The organism is Comamonas jiangduensis (assembly GCF_030162955.1).
Classification (GTDB): Bacteria; Pseudomonadota; Gammaproteobacteria; order Burkholderiales; family Burkholderiaceae_C; genus Comamonas; species Comamonas jiangduensis.
The window spans coordinates 1-864 of the sequence record NZ_JARXOV010000047.1 but is presented as its reverse complement, the minus strand read 5'-3'; the positions used below and the strand labels follow the sequence as shown (position 1 = coordinate 864).

Here is an 864-nt window from a genome sequence, read left to right as displayed (position 1 = left end):
CCCGCTAGCCCCGACAAGCGCTACGCGCTCTGCTTTTTGAATATGTAAATCCACAGACTGCAAGGCAGGGACTGCGCTGTCAGCATGCTGTACCGCTGCGTTGTCCAGCACAAAAGCGGCATCGCCTGCCGGGGCAGGCAGCGCCGCATCCACAGACCCACTGCCCATGCGTGCACCCAAGCGGCGTGCAGCCAAACGGGTGCGGCCTGCTTCCAGGGCACCACGGCGCAAGGCATTGAAAGGCTCCATGGCAGTCAGCGCCACCAGCAGCGCCAACGCAGCACCGGGTGCGCCGATGACACCGGCATCCACCAAATACCCTGCGCCTGCCAGCACGCCCGCCAAGGTCAAAGCGCCAGCGATGGCAAAACCTGCTGCAGCTTGCGCATCCAAACGGTTGAGCGCGTGGTCGGCCTGTGCCACGCGGGCATCGGATTGCGCAATGTGCGCGCATTGCGCGGCCAGCCGCCCGGCCATCAGCAAATCGGTTTGGCCAGCCACAGCATCCACGGCCTGCGCGCGCAAGCGCTCCAGCGCCAAGGCACGCTGTACGGCAGGCCGTGTGCTGCGCCGTGTCAGCCACAGGGTCAAGCCCATGCCTGCCAGTAACAACCACACCAGCACAGCCAAACCCAGCCACCACTGCAACGCTCCCAGCACCACGCCCGCCAGCAAGGCGGCCCCTGCTGCTGCCACCACGGGAACCATCAAGCGCAGATACAAGCTGTCGAGCGCATCCACATCGGCGGTCAAGCGCTGTAGCAAGCGTGCTGGGCGCAGCTGCAGCAAACGGGCTGCACCGGGCTGTGCCCAGCCGATAAACAGTTTTTCGCGCAGCGCAGCCAGTACGGCCAAGGTGGTCTC

At 65.4% G+C, this 864-nt stretch carries 1 protein-coding gene; it reads right to left on the bottom strand.

Annotated features, from left to right (window positions below; translation table 11 throughout):
- A partial coding sequence (locus QEP12_RS16890) for an ABC transporter domain-containing protein (protein ID WP_488798548.1) occupies nt 1–864 on the bottom strand: 864 nt, incomplete at both ends.